The sequence below is a fragment of the Leptolyngbya sp. FACHB-711 genome (genome assembly GCF_014695615.1).
In the GTDB taxonomy this organism is placed as follows: Bacteria; Cyanobacteriota; Cyanobacteriia; order Elainellales; family Elainellaceae; genus Leptolyngbya_A.
Genome location: NZ_JACJOR010000463.1, coordinates 1 through 22,527, shown reverse-complemented (window position 1 = coordinate 22,527; position 22,527 = coordinate 1). Strand labels below are relative to the sequence as shown.

Annotated in this window: 22 protein-coding genes; 9 read left to right on the top strand and 13 right to left on the bottom strand. The window is 50.2% G+C overall.

What is annotated here, in order from left to right; genetic code table 11:
* Both urtA and ureG read right to left on the bottom strand, forming a co-directional pair.
* Window positions 1-1,320: urea ABC transporter substrate-binding protein (gene urtA / locus H6F80_RS21365; RefSeq protein WP_190793544.1), on the bottom strand; the 1,320-nt coding region annotated here is incomplete at its 3' end.
* Window positions 1,321-1,799: 479 nt separating this feature from the next.
* Entirely contained in the window at window positions 1,800-2,408 is a 609-nt protein-coding gene (ureG, locus tag H6F80_RS21360) for an urease accessory protein UreG (RefSeq protein WP_190793543.1), read from the bottom strand.
* Between the two features lie 292 nt (window positions 2,409-2,700).
* On the opposite strand from ureG, the gene H6F80_RS21355 reads away from it, so the two are divergent.
* Window positions 2,701-2,901 carry a hypothetical protein gene (locus H6F80_RS21355; RefSeq protein ID WP_190793542.1) on the top strand — a complete coding sequence of 67 codons (201 nt, stop codon included), beginning with the start codon at window positions 2,701-2,703 and terminating at the stop codon, window positions 2,899-2,901.
* Window positions 2,902-2,975: 74 nt separating this feature from the next.
* On the opposite strand, the gene H6F80_RS21350 is transcribed toward H6F80_RS21355, so the two are convergent.
* The 4 genes from H6F80_RS21350 to H6F80_RS21335 all read right to left on the bottom strand — a co-directional run bounded on the left by H6F80_RS21350 (window position 2,976) and on the right by H6F80_RS21335 (window position 5,934).
* Window positions 2,976-3,674, bottom strand: coding sequence for a bacteriorhodopsin (locus tag H6F80_RS21350; RefSeq protein ID WP_190793541.1), 699 nt, complete (start codon window positions 3,672-3,674; stop codon window positions 2,976-2,978).
* Between the two features lie 143 nt (window positions 3,675-3,817).
* The gene (locus H6F80_RS21345) at window positions 3,818-4,501 is read right to left on the bottom strand and encodes an urease accessory protein UreF (protein WP_190793540.1); all 684 of its coding nucleotides are present in this window, start codon (window positions 4,499-4,501) and stop codon (window positions 3,818-3,820) included.
* A gap of 36 nt (window positions 4,502-4,537) precedes the next feature.
* Window positions 4,538-5,035, bottom strand: coding sequence for an urease accessory protein UreE (gene ureE, locus H6F80_RS21340; protein WP_190793539.1), 498 nt, complete (start codon window positions 5,033-5,035; stop codon window positions 4,538-4,540).
* 266 nt (window positions 5,036-5,301) lie between these two features.
* Window positions 5,302-5,934 carry a glutathione S-transferase family protein gene (locus tag H6F80_RS21335; protein ID WP_190793538.1) on the bottom strand — a complete coding sequence of 211 codons (633 nt, stop codon included), beginning with the start codon at window positions 5,932-5,934 and terminating at the stop codon, window positions 5,302-5,304.
* A gap of 226 nt (window positions 5,935-6,160) precedes the next feature.
* Here H6F80_RS21335 and H6F80_RS21330 point away from each other — a divergent pair, with 226 nt between their 5' ends.
* Entirely contained in the window at window positions 6,161-6,865 is a 705-nt protein-coding gene (locus tag H6F80_RS21330; RefSeq protein ID WP_190793537.1) for a nuclease-related domain-containing protein, read from the top strand.
* Window positions 6,866-7,081: 216 nt separating this feature from the next.
* Here the strand turns inward: H6F80_RS21330 and H6F80_RS21325 are convergent, their stop codons facing one another.
* Both H6F80_RS21325 and H6F80_RS21320 read right to left on the bottom strand, forming a co-directional pair.
* A complete protein-coding gene (locus tag H6F80_RS21325; RefSeq protein ID WP_190793536.1) occupies window positions 7,082-8,044 on the bottom strand; it encodes a hypothetical protein in 963 nt (320 codons plus the stop codon).
* A gap of 271 nt (window positions 8,045-8,315) precedes the next feature.
* A complete protein-coding gene (locus tag H6F80_RS21320) occupies window positions 8,316-8,531 on the bottom strand; it encodes a helix-turn-helix domain-containing protein (RefSeq protein ID WP_277879248.1) in 216 nt (71 codons plus the stop codon).
* Window positions 8,532-8,691: 160 nt separating this feature from the next.
* On the opposite strand from H6F80_RS21320, the gene H6F80_RS21315 reads away from it, so the two are divergent.
* Complete coding sequence (locus H6F80_RS21315; protein ID WP_190793534.1) at window positions 8,692-8,892, top strand: hypothetical protein; 201 nt, start codon at window positions 8,692-8,694, stop codon at window positions 8,890-8,892.
* Window positions 8,893-8,978: 86 nt separating this feature from the next.
* Here the strand turns inward: H6F80_RS21315 and H6F80_RS21310 are convergent, their stop codons facing one another.
* A complete protein-coding gene (locus H6F80_RS21310) occupies window positions 8,979-11,450 on the bottom strand; it encodes an ATP-dependent Clp protease ATP-binding subunit (RefSeq protein ID WP_190793533.1) in 2,472 nt (823 codons plus the stop codon).
* A 224-nt stretch (window positions 11,451-11,674) separates the two neighbouring features.
* The gene (gene rimI / locus H6F80_RS21305; protein ID WP_347277909.1) at window positions 11,675-12,412 is read right to left on the bottom strand and encodes a ribosomal protein S18-alanine N-acetyltransferase; all 738 of its coding nucleotides are present in this window, start codon (window positions 12,410-12,412) and stop codon (window positions 11,675-11,677) included.
* A 179-nt stretch (window positions 12,413-12,591) separates the two neighbouring features.
* Between rimI and lysA the strand changes: the two genes are divergently transcribed.
* The 3 genes from lysA (at window position 12,592) to uppS (ending at window position 15,792) form a co-directional block, all read left to right on the top strand.
* A complete protein-coding gene (gene lysA / locus H6F80_RS21300) occupies window positions 12,592-13,989 on the top strand; it encodes a diaminopimelate decarboxylase (protein ID WP_190793532.1) in 1,398 nt (465 codons plus the stop codon).
* A gap of 118 nt (window positions 13,990-14,107) precedes the next feature.
* Entirely contained in the window at window positions 14,108-15,031 is a 924-nt protein-coding gene (gene cdaA, locus H6F80_RS21295; RefSeq protein WP_190793531.1) for a diadenylate cyclase CdaA, read from the top strand.
* Complete coding sequence (gene uppS / locus H6F80_RS21290) at window positions 15,028-15,792, top strand: polyprenyl diphosphate synthase (protein WP_199296733.1); 765 nt, start codon at window positions 15,028-15,030, stop codon at window positions 15,790-15,792. The genes cdaA and uppS overlap by 4 nt, the downstream gene beginning before the upstream one ends.
* Before the next feature lie 15 nt (window positions 15,793-15,807).
* Here uppS and H6F80_RS21285 read toward each other — a convergent pair whose 3' ends face one another.
* Complete coding sequence (locus tag H6F80_RS21285; RefSeq protein ID WP_190793530.1) at window positions 15,808-16,080, bottom strand: DUF3143 domain-containing protein; 273 nt, start codon at window positions 16,078-16,080, stop codon at window positions 15,808-15,810.
* A gap of 136 nt (window positions 16,081-16,216) precedes the next feature.
* Entirely contained in the window at window positions 16,217-18,292 is a 2,076-nt protein-coding gene (locus H6F80_RS30905; protein WP_199296732.1) for a pentapeptide repeat-containing protein, read from the bottom strand.
* Window positions 18,293-18,575: 283 nt separating this feature from the next.
* On the opposite strand from H6F80_RS30905, the gene H6F80_RS21275 reads away from it, so the two are divergent.
* A complete protein-coding gene (locus tag H6F80_RS21275) occupies window positions 18,576-19,568 on the top strand; it encodes a Gfo/Idh/MocA family protein (protein WP_190793529.1) in 993 nt (330 codons plus the stop codon).
* Window positions 19,569-19,628: 60 nt separating this feature from the next.
* On the opposite strand, the gene H6F80_RS21270 is transcribed toward H6F80_RS21275, so the two are convergent.
* On the bottom strand, window positions 19,629-20,894 hold the full coding sequence (locus H6F80_RS21270) for a glycosyltransferase (protein WP_190793528.1): 1,266 nt from the start codon (window positions 20,892-20,894) through the stop codon (window positions 19,629-19,631).
* 180 nt (window positions 20,895-21,074) lie between these two features.
* Between H6F80_RS21270 and H6F80_RS21265 the strand changes: the two genes are divergently transcribed.
* The gene (locus tag H6F80_RS21265; protein ID WP_190793527.1) at window positions 21,075-21,305 is read left to right on the top strand and encodes a hypothetical protein; all 231 of its coding nucleotides are present in this window, start codon (window positions 21,075-21,077) and stop codon (window positions 21,303-21,305) included.
* A gap of 338 nt (window positions 21,306-21,643) precedes the next feature.
* The gene (locus tag H6F80_RS21260; protein ID WP_190793526.1) at window positions 21,644-22,111 is read left to right on the top strand and encodes a hypothetical protein; all 468 of its coding nucleotides are present in this window, start codon (window positions 21,644-21,646) and stop codon (window positions 22,109-22,111) included.
* Window positions 22,112-22,527: the final 416 nt, after the last annotated feature.

The window sequence follows — 22,527 nt, the reverse complement described above, 5'->3', positions numbered from 1 at the left end:
AGGATTATCAATATCCGTTCTCGTCCAGTCGCAGGTAAAGCCCTTGGTCTCAGCCACAAACTGGTTCCAGGGTACGGGATCAACAGGCTTCGGCGTCGAGAAAACGATTTCAAACAAGCCGTCATCGCGCACTTCACCGATGCGAACCGTCTTTGAGATGTGGTGGTTGGGAAACATCTTCACCGGACCCTCTGGCGCATCCATTTCCTGTCCAATTACGGCAGCCCGGATGGCTTTGAGATCGGTGGCAGTTCCGGCGGAGCCTGCCTTCTCAACCGCTTGCTTCCACAAGTTGACCGAGATATAGCCTGCTTCCATAGGGTCATTGGTCACGCGATCGCCGCCAAATTTCGCCTTAAACGCATCTACGTATGCTTTGTTCTCAGGGCTGTCAACGGTCATGAAATAGTTCCATGCAGCGAACTGTCCCTTGAGGAAATCTGTGCCGATCGCCTTCACTTCTTCCTCTGCAATACTGACTGACATGACCGGATACTTGTCTGCCGTCAAGCCTGCACCCTGAAGCTGCTTAAAGAAGGCAACGTTGCTGTCGCCGTTTAACGTGTTGTAGATTACGCCGCCGTTTGGAAGGGCTGTGCGAATTTTAGTAATAATCGGTGCAACTTCAGTGTTGCCAAGGGGGAGGTAGTCTTCACCCACCGTTCTGCCGCCCTTCGCCTGAAGCTGAGCCTTGATAATGGTGTTTGCAGTACGCGGGAACACATAGTCCGAGCCGACCAGGTAGAAGTCCTTGCCTTTGTTCTGCAACAGCCAGTCTACCGAAGGCTCAATTTGCTGGTTGGGTGCGGCTCCGGTGTAGAAGATATTCTTGGAACACTCCTGCCCTTCATACTGAACCGGATAGAACAGCATGTGATCCTTCTGCTCAAACACGGGCAGAACTGCTTTGCGGCTTGCAGAAGTCCAGCAGCCAAAGATTGCCACGACCTGATCTTCTTCGATCAGCTTGCGGGCTTTTTCAGCAAAGGTGGGCCAGTCAGAAGCTCCATCTTCCAGGACGGGCTGAATTTGTTTGCCCAATACGCCGCCGCTTGAATTGATTTGCTCGATCGCCAATTGCGTGGAATCAACCACGCTCTTTTCGCTGATTGCCATCGTGCCGCTCAGCGAGTGCAGAATACCAACCTTGATTGTGTCTCCACTGGCAGCTGCGGGAGATGCTGCGGTGGTTGCTGCGGGAGACTCTGCTGTTGAAGAAGTCGTCGTGCCAGAGTTTGCACAGGATTTGAGCAAAATGCTGGTTCCCAGCGCAGCAGAACCATAGACCAGAAATTTACGCCGACCAAATTGCCTTGACATGAATTCACCACTTCCTACTTCAGGAACAAAACACCACAGAGAGACATCACAAGAAACTCCAATAGTTTGTGATGTTATGTCTTTAGAGAGATAATAATTTGTATCAAGGGATACATAATTTTACTCCTTAGCCATTTGATATCCGTCGCAAAAGTCCTTTGCGTTCAAATAACAAACTTGGTGGATTGTGATAGTTCAGCCAATACCAGGCGTAGACTGCTGACAAGGCAAAGGGTAGGGCAATGCTTAGTCTGTCCTCCCCTCACGTTTTTCAACAACTTTTAATTGTTTCTTAAGTTTTATTTTGTTTCGCGTTGGGGATTTTATCCTTCCACTTGCCGAAGTTGCTTTTCTTCGGTTTGCTTGAGTCTATACAGCCTTATCCAGGCGATTGAAGTACAAAAAATGGGGTGTGAGGGCTGTGCTCCCCATACCTTACATGAGTGAAAAACGCTGTAAGCCTCGCGAAAATCAGTTCGTTATGCGACAGCTTTACCCAAGTGCAGCTCAATAAGATTGATTACGCTTTCAAGTCCCTGCCTTGCTTTGATATTGGTAAAGACAAACGGCTTGTCGCCTCGCATCTTGCGGGCATCGCGCTCCATTATGCCCAGGTCTGCGCCAACGAGCGGTGCAAGATCGATTTTGTTAATCACTAGCAAATCTGACTTCGTGATGCCGGGACCTCCCTTACGAGGAATCTTGTCCCCTGCTGCTACGTCGATCACATAAATCGTTAAATCGACTAACTCTGGGCTAAAAGTGGAAGCCAGGTTGTCGCCGCCACTTTCTACGAAGATGAGATCTAGATGACGAAACTGTCGTTCAAGCTGCTCGATCGCCACTAGATTAATCGACGCATCTTCTCGAATTGCCGTATGGGGACAGCCCCCTGTTTCAACGCCCACAATTCGATCGCGCTCCAGTGCCTCACTTCGCACCAGAAATTGAGCATCTTCCTGAGTGTAAATATCGTTGGTGACGACGGCGATACTGTATTGTTCTCGCAACAGCTTACAAAGCGCGTCTACCAGGGCAGTTTTTCCTGAGCCAACCGGTCCAGCAATTCCAACTCGCAGCGTGTGCATTGTGATTTCCTTAAACTCTTCCTGAGTTTCTTTTGCTTAAATCTTGCGATCGAAGCAGTTTCCCCAGCGGGACGATCGAAGCGAAGTCCAACTTCAGCAGTACAGCTTAAAGAAGACGGGTCAATTGGGCAAGTGTCCACCCTTCTGGAAAAATTTTCTCAGATTTGAGGAGAAAAAACTGCATTTTTCTTGTCTAAGGGAAGTGACGCTTGAAGAACCGTATCCGGGAAGCTAGCTCCTAACTCGGATTTACTGCTTTACTGCTGATATTGCCCCTTTGGGACGAGGAATTATGGAAACATTAGCTTATCTTCATCTTTCGCTCTGGTACGAAACTGCTTCGCGTCCATCTCAGCTTGAGACACCGAGAACAAGCCAATCAAACAATGCAGAACAGTCCTTGCTTAAAAAGCATGGATGTGTTGAACGTAGTGCAGTTAATCAATGGCAACTGCTCCAGCCAGGCAACACGGTGTATGTGCTGATGCCTTAAAAGCAAAAAGGATGAACCTGAGTTCACCTTTTCTTAAAGCTTGAAATTATAAAGATGGCTACCCGTTGCAGTCGCTAGGAGAGAACGCGCTCCAGTCGTGGTGCTTCGCCTGCCTGGTCGAGCTGCTTAAATGAATTAAGTGCGAGGAAGCCAAAACCAACTTTGGCAACCAGATCAAGAATGGTGTAGGAAGCAGTTTCCACCGTGCTGCTGATTAAATTGAATCCTGTTCCGCCCAAGATCCAGATCACGGGGTAGATTAGCCACAGGATCAGATGTACGGTGATGAGTTTAGTGAAAACACGACGCGATCGAGGATGTTTTGCATTTGCCTGCGATCGATATTGATTAAACAGCATGTAGAACATGCCGATAAAAAATCCACAGCTCACGATGTACCAGATATAGCTGATAGGTTTGGGTGACATTGTGGCCACAAAGCCCGTGGCAATCATCAAAATATCTGCGCCAACCACTGCACCTGTGAATGCCAAACTGGTTCCGCCCAGATAAGTAACCGTAAGAATTTGCAATGGAGTTGAGAGAATCCAGGTGACGTATCTCACCCAATAGGTGGGACGATCGTAGACAATGCTCTGACCATGCCCTGTCCACATTGCAAGATACAGGACGGAAGCGATCGCCGCAATAAAAAAGTTAAGAGTAAAAAGAATACGCCATCGCTCATTCTGGGCATTGTGTGCGCCGAAGCCAAAGATCAATGCTCCCAGTGCCATCCCCAAACAGCCGATCGCAAACCAGATTTGATTCATATTTTCGATACTTTCCCTAGCCAAGTCTTTGTCTCTGATAGAAGAGACTCTAGACAGAAAATAAACGCAAAGCGTCTAACTGAGGAAGTATCTCGATCGCAGCAGAAAAAACAGTTCTCATTCTCAAAACTGCTCAGCTTCGCCTAGCTGCGAAAAAGACGAGAATATAGCGTTTCGTGATTCATACTGGCGATCGCTAAGCCCCAGCTACAGCAGAACAGAGAATCTGCTGAACTTTGGATAACGTCTTGAGCGGTCGATTCAATTGCTGGATACAAATCAAGCAACAGCTTTTGTCCCTGCGTTTGTCCGAGCGGAATGAGCCGAACTCCAGCATTGACTAGATTTGCGCTCCAGCTTTGGAGGTAGCCCAATACAGCAGAAAAGGCATCAATTTGCCAGTGGACAGCGGCGATCGAAAAGGCAGTTACAAAGTGATGGGGTTCTTTGATTTCAGCTAAAACTTCCCGGAATTGAGGATCAAGGTCGATCAGCAAGCGTGCAAGCGATCGTCCCATCTGCCAGCTTTGTTCGCGCAATTCTTCCGTTTCCCGAAACGCAGAAAGCCACTGATTCCAGTTGTTGAGCTGCTGGAGATCCTGCTGTTTCGCGCATTCATACATTTGATAAAGCACTGCACTTTCTACCCGCACCGCGCCATACTGCAATTCCTGCATGAGCCACGGTTGAAGCGTCGCTGCTCCTGTAATTTTTTCAGCCTGCACCAGCGTTTCTAGCCCTTCAGAATAGCTAAATGCGCCTACAGGCAAAGCAGGACTCACAAGCTGCAACAATCGCAGCAAAGGTTGAGATGAATGGGTGAACATGAGTGTTGAAGCAAGAGGGGAAGGAAAAAAGCAAAATCAGTGGGAATGAGCAGCCTGATGAGTGTGATGGGCAGCGTGATGTCCAGACTCTTGAGTATATGCGCCTGCCTCAGGCTGAAAGGGAACGACTTCCTCGGTGATATGCAGCCCCATACGCTGAATCAAATCTTTGAGGACGGGATCAGGGGCAAGACGTAGATAAGTTTCCGTCACCTCAAGCGCGATGTGTCGATTTCCCAGATGATAAGCAGCCCGCAGCAGTTCTAGAGGCGTATGCGCCCGCACGGTCATCACGGGCTCGGGCTTTGCAATAACCTGCACGATCGTCTCACCGTCTTCAGAGTAAAGCAGATCCCCGTTTTGCAGCACCGTTCCTCTAGCGAGCCGCAGATAAACGCCTTCGCCTTCTAGAGTTTGGAAATAGTAGCGCGATCGCGTTCGCTCTTCCGCAGTTAAGCTCAACATTAATTGAGGGACAGAAGAAGAAATAGCCTGAGACTCTTTAGAAATGCGGTGCGTCAAAACGATCGACATAGATTTGAGAATCGGAAATGTGCCAGGTTTGAGCCTGATTAGAGGATATTTGAGAAGTCTCAGGGCTCCTGCACTGCCCCCTAAATCCCCCATAAATGCGGGACTTTGAAATCAGCAGAATGCCCTTTCCCTACTACGGTATCTCTGATTCGATCGACTGTTGCTTACAGCAAGGTTAAGAATCATCAGACGCGATCGCAAACCTTCTTTAAGGTTCAAAGTCGCTCGAAATTAGAGGATTTAGGGGGCTGCAAAACCTTTCAGACCTATCCACAAACCTTCTGCACTAACGGAAGCTGACTAACCTTCTGCCACCAGTCCTTCAGCTTCGGAGTCTGAGCCGTCACTGTATCAAATTCAGGCGTGTTCGCAAAATAAACGAAAACTGGGATCAGGTGAAAATCAGCCAAAGTGAGTTCACTACCCATGAGATAGGGGCTACAAATCGCAATTGATTCGATCGCCTCCATTGCTTTCTTCGCAGGATCGATTCCCCCTTTCACCACCTCCTCATCCGTTTTGCCGCCCTGACTTGGCACAATGACCCGCTGAATGACGATCGATCGAATAGTTGGTCCATACAAATAGCTATCCACAATCGCCATGATTTGCCGCATTTTCGCCTTCTGGAGAAGATCAGACGGGCTAAATTTGCCGTTCGCGACAGCTTCATCGAGATATTCATTGATCGCGACTGTTTCGTACAGCGCAGTTCCGTCTATATCGAGTGTTGGAACTTTACCAAAAGGATTTTTCGCCAGGTATTCAGCCGCAGTGTTTTGACCGTCAAAAATTCCGACTTCCTTCAGGTCATAGTTCGCGCCTGCCTCTTCCAGCAAAAGCCGAACCGCACGAACATAAACACTAATCGGAGTTCCGTAAAGCGTGAGGGTTGCCATTATTAATCTCCAAGCGAATCACGATCCCATTTTTGGGATACAGCTTATCGCAAGCTACTTGCTACAGTTTGTATAAACCTCTGCCGAAAGACTTGTTGTGAGAAACGTGAAACCATCAAAAAAGCCCTGGAATCGACTGTAGGCGATCGACTACACCTGAAATAAACTGCGGCAATTGCTCATTCATACTGGGCACTCTATATCAGTTTCACTCAATGCCAATCCAATGCCGCAATCTCAACGAGGAGCTGGACAAAATGTCCGCCAGCTTGCAATCAGAAGAAGGATTAAGGCGATCGCTTCCTTTTCCTCAGCCGCTTTAGCCATTGCCTTTCCATTTCTTCTGGAGAGGCTTTTCGAAAATTTCCTGAAACAGATGTCCGCTCTGAATCCTACTCAAACTCAGCCCTCGCTAAATCTGCCACCAGCCCTTTACGCTCTCCTTATTGTGATCGCGATAGGCTCAATGGCAAACGGAATCTATCTGTGGAAGCGTGCTAATCATGCTGACCAGGGGGCTAAAGGTGAGGAAGACATGGCTCAAGCGATGCTTCCACTCCAGCAGGCAGGCTGGCAGATTGAGTACGGAATGCATTTAGGAAATCGACTAGGAGATGCTGACATCGTTTGCATTTCTCCTCAAAAAAAAGCTTTTGTCATTGATGTCAAATCGCATCGCGGCACAGTCATCACGGACGGAAAACAGCTCCAGCGTCAGATGGGAAAAATGACTTACCCGTTCGAGAAGGATTTCCTGACGCAGGCGACGAAGCAGGCTTTGCAGGTTAGGAAGAAAAAGAACCTGGGTTATGTAACTGCGATCGTCGCTTTCTCAAATGCAGAAGTTTCAATTCGATCGAACAAAGTCCAAAAAGTTTATGTAGTTGAGAAATCGAAACTCATTCCTTTATTACAATCTCTGGATAAATGATGGCTCGATCGCTAAAGGCGTTGGTAACACTTGGGTTAACTTTGTTCTGATGGTAACAGATAGAATGCTGGCAGGTTCGAGGTTAGGCTGGCTCAAGGGGAATGAGGGCGATTGCTTCCTCCCGCTAAGTAGCGTTCCCAGTCAGCTGTTGCGACAACTTTTGCAACACCACAAGCGGCTTTGATCAACCTGCCGCACCGGGGTTATTAGCCTGCACTATAGCTCTCTCTGCCCAGAAATAATTGCAATGGAGTTTACAAGCGAACGAGTAGCTTCTACACAGAGAGCCGCCTCTCGGAAAGTTGCATTCCGTTTGTGTTGAAGGGTAACAGCTAATTGATAAGCATCCTTAACATACTTCCGTAAAGCCTCTTTTGAACCGCCAGCTAATTCAACAGCAATATAGCTTTCAAGCATTCTTTTTGCATCAGTTTCACTTGGAGCCACCCCATCTAAAGAGGAATACTTCTCTGGGTCATATACTGCTTGCGCTAGAGATATGATTGTCTCTCGACATAGTAATCCTGCTGCTTGGTAATCCTCCTCATTATGAGCATTAGCTAATGCTCTTACTATTTTGTCTATATTGCGATCAACTCTAGCCCAACCTGTAGGCTCTAGGAGCTGTTGAGATTCTACTTGTTGCAGTAGAACTATTAAATTATCAACAAGTTGTTGATATAAATTAGAAATATATTCTCGCCGAGATCCATAAGTTGGCAAGCTCCCATCACTCCATTTGTTATACCAACTCCATAGATCTGAAAATGGATTAGGGTCTTGAAGACCCATCGTTTGTAATTTTGACATTACTGAAATTCTTCTTTCTTTGTATTCCTCATTTACTTCTTGGATACGTGAACCGCCAGTGGCAACATTAATCATCACAGCTTTTTGCTGATTAATGTTCTGTAAAAGGTCTTTTATCTCAGCACGGGTAAACTTTGTTACGCCAGGATTATTTACGGAGTTAATTCCGAGATGAGATGCCAAACTCAATAGGGTTTGATCATCCCCTCCTTCAATCATTTCAATAACGTAGCTGGTTTTGTCCCCATTCCATTGGTCTGCCCAAGGAAGCCCAAATTGTCGGAGTATTAAATCTATTAACGAATACTCTTCAGAGTCTAGGCTACGCGCAATTTCTGAAATTATTTTTATCCGGTTTGAGGGCTCCATTATCAACTTAGCCTACCAATATGCTTAACCTCTCAACTTATAAAATCATACCCATCCGCTAAAATACTTGCCATTTCTAATCTAAGGTTCGCAGACCCTACAGGGTATCCCTCAATATCTTTCTGGGCTTTACCCTATGCTTGCTCTGCGTAAGCTTACCTGTAAAAGGCGGGTGAATCAGGAAGAATGTATAGAGTCGCTACCCAAGAAGTTGCTGGATCAGGAAGTTCCAACAGAAAACTATAGCCCGATCACCTAATGATCGCCCTCATCATTCTTCATCCGGCACATACTCAATCAAATCAGACGGAGTACAGTCCAAAAACTTACAGAGTGCGTCTAGTGTTTCTGCGCCAATGCGCGGCATGATGTCCTGATTCTTTAAATGGGATACCGCATTTGGGTGAACGCCCATCAAGTCGGCTAAACGCTTATTCGTCATGCGTTGCCGAGCCATAATTTCCCTCAGTCGCCACCGGATTGTCAACGCTCTAAATCTCAAACAGGCACGATCGCTTCTAAAGGTCTAACCTTGTATATACAAGGTGACGTTGTGTGGTACAGTGCTCATAGCTAAAAACCAGTGCGTCCCCTGAGAAGTTCTGCACTGGCTCAAGCTCCATTGTTAATTTAGGAGACAACCTATTATGACTTATAGCGATCGCTTACGGAAGCGGTGGGCTGTCGTGCGCCTTTTGCCCCAGATGCGGCGAGTTGACGTGGGCTGGTTTTATCACTACTCCGATGCGGACGGCTACGCCAAAATTTTGCGTCGTCTTGATCCGGGATGCAAATTTGAAGTGGTGTTTGATGCCCTAGCAACTGAGCAGCAGGATCTTCATATCTAGTCCAGAAATAAAAAAACGGTAGCCCGATCGCCTGACCGAACTACCGTCCTTCAATTTAGCTTTTGTTAGCCTTCAAGACTCAACGACTATTCAACGGCTTGAGGCAACAGTTCGCGCTTCTCGCCCTGACGAACCTGCACCTGTCCGTCTTCGTTGATGTCCACCACTGCGGTGTCGCCGCCCTTGACCCGACCGGATAGAATTTCTTCTGCGAGCGAGTCTTCCAGCAAGCGCATGATTGCCCGACGTAGCGGACGTGCCCCATAGCTGGGGTTGTAGCCCTCTTCGATCAGACGCTCCATGAAGCGTTCGGTCACTTCGAGGGTAATGCCCTGCTCGGTGAGGCGACCCGTAACTTCCTTCAGCAGAATATTGGCAATCTGCTTGATTTCCTCTTTCTTGAGCTGACGGAAGACGATAATTTCATCCAGACGGTTCAAGAACTCAGGACGGAAGTACTGCTTCAGTTCTTCGTTCACCAGCGATCGAATGCGGTTGTAATTCGCTTCGTCCTGGCTTTCCGAAGTAAAGTCGAAGCCCAGACCACCGCCGCCCTTCTCAATCACCTTAGAACCAATGTTCGAGGTCATGATCAGCAGCGTGTTCTTGAAGTCCACTGTGCGTCCTTTCGCATCGGTCAGGCGACCGTCTTCCAGGATTTGCAGCAGCATGTTGAACACATCCGGATGCGCTTTCTCGATCTCGTCAAACAGAACGACGGTGTAGGGACGACGACGCACAGCCTCAGTCAATTGACCGCCTTCGTTATAGCCCACGTAGCCTGGAGGCGAACCAATCAGCTTAGAAACGGTGTGCCGCTCCATGTACTCCGACATATCCAGACGAATCATCGCTTCTTCAGAGCCGAAGAAGTAGGAAGCCAGCGTCTTCGCCAATTCAGTTTTACCTACCCCAGTTGGACCCGAGAAGATAAAGCTTGCGATCGGACGGTTGGGATTCTTCAGACCCACACGGGCACGACGGATAGCGCGAGAAATTGCCTTGACTGCCTCTTCCTGACCAACCATGCGCGTATGCAGGGTGTCTTCCATGTGCAGCAGCTTCTCGGATTCAGATTCCGTCAGCTTATTCACCGGAACACCTGTCCAGGAAGCAACAATGTGAGCGATATCCTCTTCATCCACAACCGGTGAATCATCACCTTCAGTGGAATCAGTCTTGCGGTTCTGAGCGATCGAGCGAATTTGCGCCTTAATTTCCATTTCCCGATCGCGCAGTTCGCCTGCCCGGTCAAAGTCCTGAGAACGCACCGCATCGTCTTTTTCTTTCAGAACTTGGCGCAGTTCTTTGTCGAGTTCCTTCGCGGCCGGGGGCAGCTGGGAGTTGATCAAACGAACGCGAGAGCCTGCCTCATCAATCAGGTCGATCGCCTTGTCCGGCAGATAGCGATCGGAGATGTAGCGGTCAGACAGCTTCGCGGCAGCTTCTAAGGCCAGGTCAGAAATTTTCAGCTTGTGGTGCTGCTCGTAGCGATCGCGCAGACCGTGAAGAATTTCAATCGTTTCATCAACCGTCGGTTCACCCACCATGACAGGCTGGAAACGGCGTTCCAGGGCAGCGTCCCGCTCGATGTGCTTGCGGTATTCGTCCAGTGTCGTCGCACCAATACACTGGAGTTCGCCCCGTGCCAAAGCAGGCTTCAGAATGTTGGCAGCATCGATCGCCCCTTCGGCTGCACCTGCTCCAATCAGGGTATGAACCTCGTCGATCACCAGGATGACGTTACCCGCTTGGCGGATCTCATCCATAATTTTCTTAAGACGTTCCTCAAATTCACCCCGATACTTGGTTCCTGCTACCAGCAAACCGATGTCTAGCGTGACGACACGCTTCTCTTCGAGGATATCGGGGATATCGTTGTTGGAAATGCGCTGTGCCAGACCTTCTGCAATCGCCGTTTTACCTACACCGGGTTCTCCAATCAACACCGGGTTGTTTTTGGTACGACGACCGAGGATCTGAATTACGCGCTCGATTTCTTTCTGGCGACCGACTACGGGATCGAGCTTGCCTTCGGCTGCCATTTGGGTCAGGTTGGAACCAAACTCGTCCAGGGTGGGAGTCTTGGTGCGTCCTTGACTTCCTCCGGCAGACACTTCGGCGGTTTCGCCCAGCATTCGAATGACTTGCGTCCGAACCTTGGACAAGTCAACGCCAAGGTTTTCCAGCACTCGTGCAGCAACCCCTTCGCCTTCGCGGATGAGTCCCAGCAGCAGATGCTCTGTACCAATGTAGTTGTGTCCAAGCTGTCGAGCTTCCTCAAGCGATAGCTCTAGAACCCGCTTAGCGCGAGGCGTGAAGGGAATCTCAACTGCGACGAAGCCGGAACCTCGACCAATGATTTTTTCAACTTCAATCCGGGCATCTTTAAGATTGACACCCATAGATTTCAGCACTTTGGCGGCGACGCCGGTCCCTTCTCCAATCAGACCCAGGAGGATCTGCTCTGTACCCACGAAGTTATGTCCCAGGCGACGGGCTTCTTCCTGGGCAAGCATAATCACCTTAATGGCTTTTTCTGTGAAGCGTTCAAACATGGCGTTCCTTTATCACCTGGTGCGTGCCGGTACGCTGATTTTAGCATAGGAAAATTCTCAAGCTGTCACTGATGAACAGCTCGTCCAAGGTAGGGATCTCCGAATCAAGCGGGCTGCTGATCCCCTGAAATCCTGATGGGTTAGCCGATGAAGAGAGAAAACTAAGAAGCTACCTCCAAAGGGGGATTTTTATTAAAAACAGCATCAAAAGTCAAGCGGAAAATTTAGGAAATTTCAGTAAAAGAGGTTTGCAGGGCAGGTTCTAGCGAAATTTCGTAGTTAGACTCTCGTAATCGATCGCGCACCTCCCGATCGCCCTCCTGAACCCACAGCCGAAACTCCGGTTTTTGCAGCCCGCTTCGCCACAAAATCAGCGCGTCTTCACCATCGGAGTAATACCTTTTGCGCCGCCCCACTTCTCGGAAGCCAAATTTCTCGTACAGCCGGATTGCTGCCGCATTTCCTGCCCGCACTTCCAGCGTTGCCCACTCCAAGCCACGTTTATTTGCCGAAACAAGGAGCGCGTAGAGAATTGCCTGGCCGAGTCCCAGTTGCCGATAAGCGGGATCGATCGCCAGAACGGTGATATGTGCTTCTTCAGCGATCGCCCACAGGCAGCCCAAGCCAATCAGGGAAGTTGAGGACTGCTGAGTTGAAGTTGGAAGTCCTGCATCACCCCCTAAATTCCCCATGCAGGGGGAGCTTTGAGATGGGGAAAGATTTTGATGGCTCAAAAGTCCTCCGCTCGGAAGGGGTTGGGGGGCGGGGCAATGCTCTGATTCAGCATCAAAACTCTCCCCTTCGATCGCCTCTTGCTTCAGAACCAGCAAATCGCTGTTTGGACTTTCAATTTCGCGACGGTAGCCTTCGATCGACCACAAACCACCTAGACAGCGGCGATCGAGTTCAACCACATCGGGTAACAGATCTTCAGTCAGCAGCTCTAACTTGAGGAAATTCACAAAGGTCTTTGAAAATCAGTTTCAGGATGCACAGCCCCCAATTGTACACTGAGTATTAGGTGAGGCAGGAACGCGAATCGACATTCAGCGATCTAAAGACTGCACCCCTTACCTTGGTAAGCAAGTTCAGCCAGGACTTTCAGGCAAGTTTCAGCGAGTTTAAGGATAGAGATATAGGAATGGTTTCAACTCCGACTGTCGAGGTTGTTCAATCCGGTCGTCAATATGTGATGACTGAGATTTCTAATAACGCCTCACCCAACCAATTTTTGCTGCCGTTGACGGCACGCGTGAATGAGCAAGACCATCTAGAGATTGGTGGCTGTGATGTTGTCAATCTAGTGAAACGCTTTGGCTCACCGCTTTATATTCTGGACGAAGAAACGCTCCGCACCGCTTGCCAGCAATATCGACAAGCCTTCCAAAAATACTATCCGGCAGAGTCGCTGGTGATCTACGCCTCGAAAGCCTGGAACTGTCTGGCAGTGAACGCGATCGTCGCTAGCGAAGGCTTAGGGATTGACGTGGTATCCGGCGGCGAACTGTACACAGCACTCAAAGCCGGATTGAAACCTGAGGTAACCTATTTCCACGGCAATAATAAGTCGATCGAAGAGCTTCAGTATGCGATCGAGTCAGGCTGTACGATCGTTGCTGACAACTGGCACGAACTCAAAACCCTGGTTGCCCTCAAGCCGAGCTCCTCAGTTCGAATCATGCTGAGGATTACGCCTGGTATTGAGTGCCATACGCACGAATACATCCGCACCGGGCACATCGACAGCAAATTTGGCTTTGACCCCGATCAGCTTGAATCTGTCTTTCAGTACATTAGCCAGCAGCCGGAGCTGAACTGTGTCGGCTTACACGCCCATATTGGCTCTCAGATTTTTGAAATCCAGCCCCACGGCGATCTGGGTAGCGTGATGGTACAGTGGATGAGCAAGGCGGCACAGTACGGCTTACCAGTTCAGGAACTCGACATCGGCGGCGGTTTGGGCATTCGCTACACAGAATCCGACGATCCGCCCAGCATTGATGAATGGGTAAAAGTGGTGTGTGAAGGCGTGGTGAAAGCTTGTGAAGCTCAAGGGGTGCCCTTGCCCAAGCTAATTGCTGAACCGGGGCGATCGCTGATTGGCTCTGCCTGCGTCACGGCTTATACGATCGGTAGTCAAAAAGTGATCCCAGGTATCCGAACATACGTTAGTGTGGATGGCGGGATGTCGGATAATCCACGTCCGATCACGTATCAGTCGATTTACCGGGCAGCAGTCGCAAACCGGATGTCTGCACTGATGACAGAGACGGTTAGGGTTGCAGGCAAACACTGTGAATCTGGGGATATTGTGATCAAGCAGGCAAGCTTGCCCGAAACTAAGGCAGGGGATGTGCTGGTTGTGATGGCGACTGGGGCATACAACTACAGCATGGCATCCAACTACAATCGGTTGCCTCGTCCGGCGGCAGTCCTGGTTAACCAGGGTGAAGCCAGCGTGATTCTGCAACGGGAAACTTATCAGGATTTAATCCGACAGGATTCCTTGCCAGAGAGATTAGTCTGTTCGAGAGATTAGTTTAAGCGAAATACAAGAATCAGGCTGAGGCATGAAAGACCCATGAAGTTTTTTCGCCTCACCCTCGTCTTTCCGGTTCCTAAGGTCACTTGGAGAAGGGTAAACCAGAATCAATCCGATGGGTTCTTTTTTGAGGCAATGGCTGACACACCTTAGCTGGGCTTGGTCCTTGCTGCTGCCCGTCATCGATGTTGGCTTGGTGCTGGTATTGACCTATATGATCCTGGTGATTATCGGCGAACGGCGAACGCTCTGGATGGTGCGCGGCTTGATCATTCTGATGCTGGCTTCTGCGCTGGGAAGTGCGCTGCGGCTACGGCTGCTCACTTTTGTGCTAGAAAAGCTGGTGATTGGCTCTGCGGTGGCAATGGCGTTAATTTTGCAGGGGGAGTTTCGCCGATCGCTCGAACAACTTGGGCGGGGTGAAGTCCTTCAGCTTATCCGTCCTGCAAAGGAAGCCGTTCCTAAGGCGGACAGCGTGATTGACGAAATTGTTGATGCGGTCAAAGAATTGTCTCAAAACCGAACCGGGGCACTGCTCATCTTGGAGACTAATGGGACGATCGACGAGCGCGATTTTTCTGTTCCGGGGGTGCGGCTCAATGCCGAAGTCTCTAAGGAACTGATTCAGACCATTTTTCAGACCTCGACGCTGCTCCATGACGGCGCGACCTTGATTCGTGGGTCGCGGGTCGTTGCGGCAGGCGTAATCTTGCCTATTTCGGAGCGAACGGCTTCGCGCCAGTTAGGCACTCGTCATCGAGCTGCAATGGGCATTACGGAAAGAGTCGAAAATTGCGTTTGCGTCGTTGTATCTGAAGAAACGGGGTCAATTTCCCTGGCAGAACGGGGTATCCTCAATCGACCCTTAACCAGCAGTAAACTGAGGGAGTTGCTCAGGCAGAAATTTTCTCAAACGGTCGATCGCGAAGTGGTCGCGCCGCAGTTGCGGAGCCTTGGTCGTCAACTCGGTACTCGAATCGCCGCGCTGGTTTCACGCCTGTTTCGCTTTTCATCATCGGCTTCACGGGAGAAAAAATGACGGCACAATCGATCACGGCACAACAGACCTACCTGCAAGTTTTACCGCCTGACCTTGATCGGGCACGGTTACCCAAGCACGTTGCGGTGATTATGGACGGTAACGGTCGCTGGGCAAAACAGCGCGGTCTGCCTCGAATCATGGGGCATCGGCGCGGAGTCGATACGCTGAAGGATTTGCTGCGCTGCTGTCGGGATTGGGGCGTTGAGGCACTCACCGCCTACGCCTTTTCCACGGAAAACTGGGGTCGCCCCCTGGAAGAAGTCGATTTTTTGATGACCCTATTTGAGCGAGTTCTGCGGCAAGAGCTGCGGGAAATGATGTCGGAGAACGTCCGCATCCAGTTTGTCGGCAATCTGCAAGCCCTGCCCTCCTCGCTTCAAGACGAGATTACGAAAGCAGTCGAAACAACCCGCAATAATCCGGGAATTCAGTTTACTGTTGCAACCAACTACGGCGGACGGCAGGAGATTCTTCAGGCTTGCCGATCGATCGCGACCAAAGTCCAGCAGGGCTTAATTGACCCTAGTGAAATCGACGAAGCCCTGTTTGAGCGACACCTCTACACCGCAGGCAACAGCGATCCCGATCTGCTGATCCGAACCAGTGGCGAGATGCGAATCAGTAACTTCTTACTGTGGCAGGTTGCTTACGCAGAACTGTACGTCACCGACACCCTGTGGCCCGACTTTAACCGGGCAGAGTTTCACCAGGCACTTTCGGCGTATCAACAGCGCGATCGGCGGTTTGGCAAGGTTTAATTTCCTTATAGCCGTTTAGGGACCGGAGAAGATGGCTTCATCGAGATCCTGACGGCTCAGGGAATATTTGAACGATCGCTGAATATCCCCTCCGTCTTGAGCAGCTTCCAGGTAGCGAACCAGCAGCGAATCGACCTCCATTGAAATTTCTGCTGTCCAGGCGGGCTGCTGAATATGCCAGCGGTGAATATCGTTTTCGTCCTGCTCACAGCCCTTTGACTGAAGCCAGGATTCGATATCGGGTAGAGGATGGTTGTAGAGTGGCGTATCGGCTGGAGGAAGTGCCATCGAATTAGCAATGGGAGTGAAGGTGAACAATTGTTAAGACTCTCTGTGATTTTATCGCAGTTCACTCCCCCTGTTGAAAAGCTGCCGATCGACTATCGGTGAAAGGCGATCGCCTACTTGCCTATTTCCTACTTGTTTATTTAAAGTAAATCAGCAGATTCAATCCGGGAATCGTCCGCGAAAGCGTCCAGAGCAGCAGCGCAAGATAAAGCAGTCCGAGGCTCCACTGATACCAGGCAAGGGTCGTAATCAGTCCGGGTACGTGTTCATCGCGTAGGCGGATGTCGTTGAATCCAAATCGCAGCAAATTATTTAAGCTGAAATCGAAGTAGTTGAGCCAACCCCAGCGACGTTTCCACAGGATAGGCATATAGCGTTCGCGAAAAAGCGGGTAGGCGGGGATCACGGGCAGTCTGCCGATGAGAAAGCGCAACTGGCGCAGGGTCGCATCTTCAACGAAATAGCTGACATCCATCAGGTCGTGGTAGCGTCCTTGCCAATAGATGAGCGCGACCAGGGCGAGCGGGATGGGCAAAGTCACTAATCCCAGACAAAATAGCGTCAGCATTGGCTGTTCGGCACTGCGAAACATGGCAACCAGTCCGCCGATCGTAATCACACTAAACCCGCTCAAAATCCACCCTACCTCGATCCGGTCAGGCAGAATCGGTTTGGGGTAGCGACGACGAACGCGATCAATCAGCCAAAATACCAGCCCAAAATAGGCAACTCCGACAATGCCCACGCCGAAGATTAGCCAGAAGCTCGTGCCATAGCGAGTCAGCAGCAGCAACAAACTCAGACCCAGCCACTTTAAGCCATCGCCCAGCCAGCCTGTTGCAGAAGCAAAACGTCCGACGCTAATGCGATCACGCACTTTAACATAGGTTGCCAGATCGACCGCTTCGAGGCGCAGCACATCGTTAATTGTGCGAAACGGCGTTTGGCTGCGGACCTGCAGAATTGCTTCTGCCTGTTTTGCTGAAAAGCCCGCCCGCTGAAGCTGCTCTGTGCTTGCTGTATTCAAATCCGTGCCCACAATGCGCTGCCAGATCTGGCGCGATCGAAGTTTTTGCGCCGTGTATTCGATCTGATTCGCATCGCTAATTTGCTGCATCTGACGAAAGTTTTGCACAAGGTTTCGCAGCAGCGTCTCGTTGCCTTGCAGCGTAGGGACGGACAGCACCGCTCCGATCTGTCCTGGATTTCCCAGGATCGAAGCATGGCGAGGATCAAATTGAAGGTCAGGCACATTCAGATGTACACCTGACGCAAAGTTTGCATCGCCAAAATCTGCCTGATCGAGGACACTGACTCCGCGCAAATTGACCGATCGATCAAACTGCGCCTGCCGGAAGCTGAGCAGTTTTTCGAACGTGGATTCGGTCAGAAAAAGGGCTTGAGCAAATTTGCTGCGATCGAAAAAAGCAGCACTCTGCCAGCGCGTCTGGGCAAAGTCGGCGTTTTGCTGCCACAGGGTTCGGGTAAAGTTTGCCGTCTGCTGAAAAACGGATTGGTGAAAGCTTCCGGTCGCTCGAAATTCGCTGTTTTGAAAGGTGACGCTCGCGCCAAACTGCACCTGATTTGCCCGCAGGCGATCGAACCAGAGAATGCTGCGAAAGCGAGCTTCACGCAGAAACAGGGCATTGCTCAAGGTGAGAGGCTGGCTAAATCGTGCCTCAGACCAATCAGTCTCTTGCTCAAACCTGGCTCCCTGAGCGTTGACCCGCCCCAAAAAGAAAGTGTTTGTAAAATTCACAAAGCCCTCGAACTGCGTCTGCACCAGATTGAGCGAACCGCGCAGCACCGTAATCTGCAAAGGCGGTAACTGAGTTTGAAGCAGCAATGATTGGGAAAGCTGGTTGACCTGAGACAGACGGCGACGATCGCGATTCAGCTGTGCCTGCTCCCGTTCGGTGAAAAAGGGCGGTAGGGTTTGCCCATACAAGGGCGTGCGAATTCCCAGATCACTCATCTTCAGTTCGCCCCGCACCAGGGAATAGCTCAAATCTAGCCCCAGAGGAAGGGTTGATCGCTGGAGCTGAGTTTGGATCAGGCGGTAAAACTGATCGCGAAACGTAGCATTTTCAGAACGCAAGTCGATCTCTAATCGCCGCAGATCGACCAGGCGAGTTCCCTCAGTTTCAGTAGGAGCTTTTAGCCGTTCCTGCAAAAGTTCGAGCGTCAGGGGGGTTCGCTGTAAGGTTTCCACAATCGACGTTGCAGGTAAGGGAACTGCCGCAGCCTGGTAAACCCCAATCCCGAACTGACCCCCCAGGAAACAGACGATCGCCAGCCCGAAAACGCAGAATTGTTGAATTGCCTTTTGGACAATTTTGAATCGAGCCGTCCTCCAATGTTGAGCCTTAACCAGAACAATTCCTCACGCACAAGAAACCCGCAAGAAATCAGTTTAACTCCGATCGATGAGCTGTTTTCCTTTGTGGGTAATCGCCTGCAATAATGACCGAGGGGAGCGCGTTGAAGAAAAACTTATGCCAGGCACTCAAACAAGAACAATCCAAGTTGGAATCGTCGGTACTGGATATGCAGCGACACGACGAGCAGAGGCGATTCAGGCAGACGATCGATCGCAGCTCATTACCATTGCTGGACACAAGCCTGATCAAATCGCCGCTTTTGCTCAAACCCACGGTGTTTCTGCTGTTGAGTCCTGGCAAAAGCTAGTGGAGCGATCGGATGTCGATCTGGTCGTGATTTGCTCTGCCAATTATGAGCATGAAAAAATTGTCCGGACTGCGCTGGAATACGGAAAGCACGTTGTGGTGGAATATCCGCTTGCGCTAGGGGCGATCGAAGCATTTGAGCTAATCAACCTGGCAAAGCGTCAGAACAAACTGCTGCACGTCGAGCACATCGAACTGCTGAGCGGCATTCACCAATCGATCAAGGCTGCCCTGCCCGAAGTCGGGATTCCTTTTCATGTCCGCTCTGCCAGCCTGATGTCGCAGCAGCCCGCTCCTGAGAAGTGGAGCTATCACCGAGAGCAGTTTGGCTTTCCGCTAGTCGGAGCCGTTTCGCGAATTCATCGCCTGACCGATCTTTTTGGCAAAGTGGCAACCGTGAGCTGTCAAACTCGCTTCTGGGATAGCTCTAAAGCCTCCGGCTATTTCTCTTCCTGCCTTTGCATTGCTCACCTGCGGTTTACTAGTGGACTGCTTGCCGAAGTGATTTACGGCAAAGGCGAAGCGATCTGGCAAACCGATCGCACCCTGACCATTCAAGGCGATCGAGGTGCGCTCACGATCGACGGCGAACAGGGAAAACTCACCACCGCAGCAGGCGATCGTTCACTGGAAGTTGGCAGTCGGCGCGGACTCTTTGCCAAAGATACTGCCCAGGTGCTGGATTATCTAACGATCGGGACCCCCATTTACGTCAGCCTGGACTCCAGCTTCTACGCGCTTCAAGTTGCAGATGCAGCAAGGCGATCAGCAGAAATCGGAGAAACGATCGAAGTGGAATAATTCGCTCCCCCGCTCACTGACTGACTCATCCACTCACTGACCCATCCACTCATCTACCCCCTACTTCGCATCCGTCACGCGCCAGCTCAACTTCAAATTGAGCCAGAAATTCCAGAACGTTACGGCAGCGATCGCCATCAGGTTTGCAATATAGCGATTGATTCCGAAGACGTTGAACAGCACATTCAGAATCAAAACGTTGAGAACCAGTCCAGATAAGCAAATCGCGTTGAATTTCAGAAACCGTTTCAGCCGCTTTTGCCAGCCGTGCTGATAGCTCGACAAATCGCCAAACGTCCAGCGATCGTTCCACAAAAAGTTATTCAGAATTGCGACCTCTGCCGCCAGGATTTTGCTGCGCGTCAGGTTCCAGCCCAGCATCGTTGGGTCGCTCAGCAAATACAGCATCGCCATATCGACAAAGACCCCGCTCAAACCGACCAGCCCAAAGCGCACAAATCGCTCGATCGGGAAGCGTTGCCGCAGCCGCCCAATTCTGCCCTGACTGGTTCGCAGCCGGACTAAGTGACCCACGTAATCCAGATACTGTCGCCAGGTGACTTTGCTTTCGCCCTCCTGCCGCTCCTGAAACACATAGCCCACTTCTGCCACTTCGCCGATCGTGCCTCGCCCTAGCACTTCAAGCAGAATCTTGTAGCCGATCGGACTCATCGGTCGTTCTGCAATTACCGATCGCCGCACGAGAAAGTACCCGCTCATCGGGTCAGACACTCGCCCCACCACATTTGGCAGCATCAGCAACCCTAACACCTGCGCTCCGCGTGACAAAAATCGGCGCGTCGGACTCCAATCACTCACGCCACCCCCGTCTACATGGCGGCTGGCAACCGCTAAATCTGCTCCTTCCTCAATTGCCTTAAGCAACTGATACAGCACTTCCGGCGGATGCTGCAAATCGCCATCGATCACGCCCAAAATTTCGCCTCGTGCCGCCTGCCAGCCGCGAATCACTGCCGTCGAAAGCCCTCGTTCCTGCTGTCGCCGCATCACTTGCAGCATCGGATAGGTTGCCATGAGGGACTGAGCAATTTCCCAGGTGCGATCGGGGCTGTCATCATCGACCAGGATAATCTCATAATCATTGCCCAGAACTGGATTGAGCAACCGGGTCAATTGCTGAACGATCGCTTCAACATTCGCCGCTTCTTTATAAGTCGGCACAATGAGCGAAAACTTGAGTTTTTGAGCACCCCCGATTAACCCGCCCTTATGCTTCTGCAAATTCTCGGATGCAGCAGGTTGAGCCGCAATACAAAGGACGCCAGTTGGAACGGGCAACAGCAATGAAGTTCCGATGATTTTCATGAGAAACCTACTTAAAACTCAAAACACCCTGACTCGACCCAACGAACTCAGAAAATCTACTCCTTTACTTTGGCTTGTCTGCTTGGCTTGTCTGTTTGGCTTTTCTGTTTGCTGCAAGTTTAAGTGCTATGGCGAGGAAAACACAAATCTCGTAACGCTTCAAAGTTCTGGAGTAGCATTATGGCTCAAGAACTGATGGAGAAGCTCAATCGTGCTGAAGCTTTAATATTACAGGGGGAGCAACAACTGAAGCAGGCAGCTCTGGATTTTGGGGTGCAGTTTGCTCGGAACCTTCGTCAGGGTATTGAAACCTTGGTTAGGCAGTTGCGGGAGAGTTTAATGCACAGTGATAACGTCCGCATTAAACAATACGATGCTGACCTCCAGTCAAAATTAAACGAGCTAAATTAACAAATGCGTCAGCACAGCACACTAGATCTCCGAGGTCTCTGAGGTTGTTAGGAAATGAAGGAAAGATGACAGCTCTGATTGATCGCTTTTCGGGTATTTCTGCTCTGGTGTAATGGTGTCCTTTGTGACCGTGCAGGACGGTTCATAGCAGCAGGGCATCAAAGCGAGCGATGGGTTAAGTCTGAGTCGTCAAGTAGGCAAGCGCAATCTACGTCCTGAATTATGTCTCTCATTCGGTAGGGCACTTTGCTCCCTCCCATTGCGTCAGCCTTGATCACAAGCAGTGCCTTGCCCCCAGCCCTTAGTTCCTGAACAAACCCGATTCCGTCCCCGTAAAGATGACCGGAAACCGCAGGCAGTCAAACCATTCTCCATTCAACGGACCGCTCGGCCATCAAGCATTCTATGCCTGGGTCAGCCTGGGCTTGTTGCTGCTGCTCACCATTGCCAGCGGCGTATTTGTTTATCAGGTCTCCCCGCTCCGAGACCCCGCCTTTCAACCCAATAGTGCCAATGCTGGGTCACTCATTCCGGGGGTGCGACAGGTGCAAGAGAGTTACTGGCTCTGGGGAGCAGCAGGGTTAGCAGGACTCTTGTCAACCAATCTTGTTCTATTACTATGGCAGTTGAGCCAGCCCTTCAATACAGTAGATATCGCTGGACAACAGCTGCGAGGGACAAGAGTAGCCCGGTGGATGGTATTGATTGTGATGCTTGGGACGTATGTAGGGCTAGGGCTTGTGCTATTTGCAGGGCTGTATTTTTTGTTTATGGGGTATTTGATAGGACAGTGGCTAGTTGATTAGGTCTCAGACAAGGGACAGCAAAGACAAGACAGTTCTAAAAAGAAGCTTTGTATTTCCAGGGCGACCCTCTGTAAGGGCTAAAGACTTTATAAAAGCCCAGTTATAGGCAAAGGTTTCAGATACAGCCTGAAATTACTAAACAATAAACGGTCGCTTTTTACAAACTTTGTTATGAAGCGACTAAAAGCTTTGTGCCAAACGATACAAGTTTATATTCAACTTCTATATTCAACACTATTTTGTTCGAGATTTAATTTGGGTCGATCGAAAATTATGGGATTGCAATATCACAAAGATCTTTAACAGAATCGCCGATTTTCAATGCTCAAAATTTCTAATTTCGATCAATTCTGAATTAGCAATTTGGCAATCATATCTCTTGCTGAACTCGTTCTGTAACAAACCACACTGCACCA